At 45.2% G+C, this 4,359-nt stretch carries 3 protein-coding genes; 2 read left to right on the forward strand and 1 reads right to left on the reverse strand.

Features of this window, described 5'->3' with window-relative positions; translation table 11 throughout:
* Positions 1–115: 115 nt before the first annotated feature.
* Together Q0Z62_RS10535 and Q0Z62_RS10540 are read left to right on the forward strand one after the other, a co-directional pair.
* Entirely contained in the window at positions 116–568 is a 453-nt protein-coding gene (locus Q0Z62_RS10535; protein ID WP_269900642.1) for a DMT family transporter, read from the forward strand.
* An 8-nt stretch (positions 569–576) separates the two neighbouring features.
* On the forward strand, positions 577–1,803 hold the full coding sequence (locus Q0Z62_RS10540) for an MFS transporter (RefSeq protein WP_269900641.1): 1,227 nt from the start codon (positions 577–579) through the stop codon (positions 1,801–1,803).
* Between the two features lie 107 nt (positions 1,804–1,910).
* Here the strand turns inward: Q0Z62_RS10540 and Q0Z62_RS10545 are convergent.
* Positions 1,911–4,359 (reverse strand): DUF3400 domain-containing protein (locus tag Q0Z62_RS10545; protein WP_298054363.1); only part of this gene is annotated, 2,449 nt, incomplete at its 5' end.

A 4,359-nucleotide genomic window follows, 5' to 3' on the forward strand; every position in this document is an offset into this window, starting at 1 on the left:
TCATTCTTCAGGAAAAAGAAACCCCCAATTAAGGGGGTTTTTATCAAAATTACACAGTTCTATGTACTATACAGAATGCATTGGGCTGCTTTTTTGTTTTTAGAGGATTAGGTGTATGTGGTATTTGGTTATGGCGTTTAGCGCCGGAGCAGGTATGGCAATGCAGGCCGCCATTAACTCACAATTAGGTAAGGCGCTGTTAGGCCAGCCGTTATATGCCGCACTTTGGTCATTTGCATCAGGTACTATTATTTTATTAGTGCTTTCGTTATGGATCGCAAAGGGCAGTTGGTGGCAGGCAATGTCACTCATTCCCGCTCAGCCGTGGTGGTATTTAGTGGGTGGGGCTTTGGGAACGGGCTTGGTTTTTTCTAGTATTTTCTTAGCTCCTAAATTAGGGGTGGCGAATATGCTGTTTTTTATGATTATTGGCCAGATGGTGTTTGGGGTAGTGATAGATCATTTAGGTTTATTTAATATGCCAGTTCGAGAGATCAACTGGAATAAAATCATTGGTTTAATCATTATGTTAAGCGGGCTTTCTATCTTTTTTCTCGCTAAAAAGTAAACGTTTATATGCAAAAAACTCAGGACGAAGCAGTCAAAAATTTGTATTTCCCGCTCGCTTTAGCGTTGTTTACGCTGATTGTTTATATAGGAAATGATCTTGTGTTGCCCGCGATGTTGCGTGTTACGCAGGATTTTGGGGTAGGGCCAGAGTGGGCGCCCACTTCTATGTCAGCCTATTTGCTAGGTGGGGCATTATTGGCCTCGATTTGGGGGCCAATGTCAGACCAGTTAGGACGCCGCAAGGTTTTTTTAGTGGGTGCGGTGTTTTTTGTTGTGTGTTGCTTATTGATTTTGGCCACACGTAGTATTGAGCAGTTCATGGCTTTACGTGTGTTACAGGGAACAGCGCTAACGCTAATTGCAGCTGTAGGTTTTGCGACAGTTCAAGAAGCGTATGCCGAGACTCAAGCAGTGAAAGTGATGGCTCTTATGGCCAACATTAGTTTATTAGCTCCTTTGTTAGGCCCAGTCATTGGGGCCGTGATGATTGAGTATGTTTCCTGGCACTGGGGCTTTGTCGCGATTGCGGTATGTGCTGCCTTGTCGGTAGTAGGCTTATATAAATACATGCCTGAAACGGTCGATTTAAGTCAAAAACAATCTCGTTCTATTGGCTCAGTGCTAAATGATTTTCTGGCTATTTATACCAATAAACGTTTTATGATCTTGGCGTTGTCTGGTCCGATCATTGGTTTACCCGTGATGTTATGGATTTCCTTATCGCCCGTATTTTTGATTGAGGAGTTAAAACTGAGTAACTTTGGTTATGGACTCAGTCAAGTTCCTGTTTTGGGGTCATTGATTTTTGGCAACTTGTTATTGGCTAAATTAGTAGATCGATACCCCTTAGGTAAAACAGTAGTGATGGGTTTTATCTTGATGGGGATAGGGGCTTTTATCCTATTGCTAGGCTTGTTTTTCACAGACTATATTTTGTGGAGTCTAATTGGTGGGATGAGTGTGATTGCGGTGGGCGAAGGCCTCAGTTATGCCGTGATGTATCGCTTTGCTTTAGTGGCGTCAGATATTGCTAAAGGCACTGTAGCAGCGGCGATGGCCACCGTAGTGATGGTGTTTTTCTCTGTCATGATTGAGCTAACTAAACACGTTTATTTATTACTTCATTTTAAAGGGTTGTGGCTGATGTGCGCGCTTTGCGTGCTTGCCTTTGGCTTTTTGTCTTATCCTTTATTGTTAAAAATAATGAAAGAAAGAGAGGCGGCGGTCGCCTAATTCCTAAAAAAAATGACACGCAGGGTGTGCACTTACTAATCACTCTTAGTAGAAGCACTCCCCGCGTGTCATAGAGGGGTAGAAACCCGTCTACCCAAATAAAGGTCTTAGACTAAAACGCGTTCAATTCCACCGGTATTGGCTTTTTTCACATAGTCAGGCATCCAGTTTTCTCCCAGAATATGTTTGGCCATTTCGACGACGATATAGTCGGCCTCTACGCCTGTATCGCCTTGGTAACGAGACAAGCCTTGTAAACAGGACGGACAGGAGGTAAGCATTTTGACCTCGCCGTTATAGCCGTCAGCACTAATGGTATTTTGATTTTTCTGCAGTTCTTCGAGTTTACGGAAACGAATTTGTGTAGAAATATCAGGGCGTGTGACAGCCAATGTACCGGACTCGCCGCAACAGCGGTCTGTTTTTATAGTGCTATCACCAACCAAAGACTTAACGGTACGCATTGGGTCTTGGAGTTTCATTGGGGTGTGGCAAGGGTCGTGATACATATAGCGCACACCTTTGGCCTGATCTAGCTTAATGCCTTTTTCCAAAAGGAATTCGTGAATATCAATCAGGCGACAGCCTGGGAAGATTTTTTCGAATTCATACATAGATAGCTGGTCATAACAGGTCCCGCAGCTCACGACAACGGTTTTAATGTCTAGGTAGTTAAGCGTTGTCGCCATTCGATGGAAGAGAACTCGGTTATCAGTGATCATTTGATCTGCTTTTTCGAATTCGCCATTCCCTCGTTGTGGGTAACCACAACATAAGTATCCCGGTGGTAAGACAGTCTGTACGCCAGCATGCCAAAGCATGGCTTGAGTTGCTAAACCCACCTGAGAGAATAATCGTTCGGAGCCACAGCCAGGGAAATAGAAAACTGCCTCTGAGTCCGTTGTGGTCTTGAGTGGGTCACGAATGATGGGGACGTAATTGGCGTCTTCGATATCCAACAGTTTACGCGCAGGTTGTTTAGGTAAACCTCCTGGCATCTTTTTGTTGATGAAGTGAACGACTTGCTCTTGAATGGGCGCTTTTCCTACTGAGGCAGGAGGGTTTGCTGTTTGCTTACGGGCGGGCACAGCTAATACATCATGGGCTAAGCGCTGGGCCTTATAACCGATGTCAATGGCTTTACGTGTGATGTTAATGACTTTAGGGGACTTCGCATTCAGGAAAAACATAGCGGCAGTTGTTCCTGGATTTGCTGATTTCTTGCCCATACGACGCAATAAATGGCGCATTTCCATCGACACGTCACCAAAGTCGATATCTACTGGACAGGGGTTATAACATTTGTGGCAAACCGTACAGTGATCTCCCACATCTTCGAATTCTTCCCAGTGTTTTAGGCTAATACCACGACGAGTTTGCTCTTCGTAGAGAAAGGCTTCGATTAGCAGAGAAGTAGCTAAGATTTTATTGCGCGGGGAATACAACAAATTGGCACGTGGCACATGAGTCGCACAAACCGGTTTGCATTTACCACAACGTAAACAGTCCTTAATAGCATGAGAAATAGCGCCAATCTCGCTGCGCTGCATAATGAGTGACTCGTGGCCTAGCAGGTTAAAACTGGGCGTCCAGGCACGAGACAAATCGGCACCCGGCATGAGTTTTCCTGCATTGAATCGACCTTCGGGGTCAATACGACGCTTGTAGTCTTGGAACGGTTGTAGTTCCTCTTGTGTTAGGTATTCAAATTTGGTTAAACCAATACCGTGTTCACCAGAAATAACACCATCCAAGCGGCGTGCGATTTGCATGATGCGAGCAACTGTTTCATTAGCCTCTTGCAGCATTTCATAGTCATCAGAGTTAACAGGTAAGTTTGTGTGTACGTTACCGTCACCCGCATGCATGTGTAATGCAACAAAAACGCGGCTGCGTAATACGCGGTCATGAATCGCTTGGATCTCAGCTAAAACAGCAGCACAGTCAGCGCCAGGGAAGTGACCTTCCATTTGTGCTCGTACTTCTTTTTTCCAAGAGGTACGTAAGGTGTGATCTTGAAGTAGCTCTAAAATAGTGACAGCAGGTTGTTCAGCAATACGAGCGCTAATGGCGGCAGAGTCATTAATGCCTAGTGCCGTTAACTCATCGATGCTATCTGCGGCTTTTAGTTCTAAGTTGTTGAGCAACCAGTTCCAACGTTGACGCACCTGCTGTAAGGTTGCAATCGCATCATGACGACGTTCTTCGAGCACCTGTTCACGGGTATGTTCAGCATCATCATGATCGATGACTTTACCTATGGGTAAATCACCCTCAAGAAATTGCTCTAGTTCTGTTAATAGGCGTAGTTTATTGCGGGTAGAAAGCTCAATATTAATGCGCTCAATTTCATCGGTGTACTCACCCATACGATCTAATGGGATAACGACGTCTTCGTTAATTTTAAAAGCGTTGGTGTGGCGAGCAATGGCAGCAGTACGGGCTCGGTCTAGCCAAAAGCGCTTACGGGCCTCTGCGCTAACAGCCACAAAGCCTTCGCCATGACGGGTATTGGCTAAACGGATAACCTCGCTGGCGGCTTTGGCTACAGCGTCT

Origin of the sequence: uncultured Paenalcaligenes sp. (assembly GCF_947630565.1) — a bacterium.
Lineage (GTDB): Bacteria > Pseudomonadota > Gammaproteobacteria > Burkholderiales > Burkholderiaceae_B > Paenalcaligenes > Paenalcaligenes faecalis.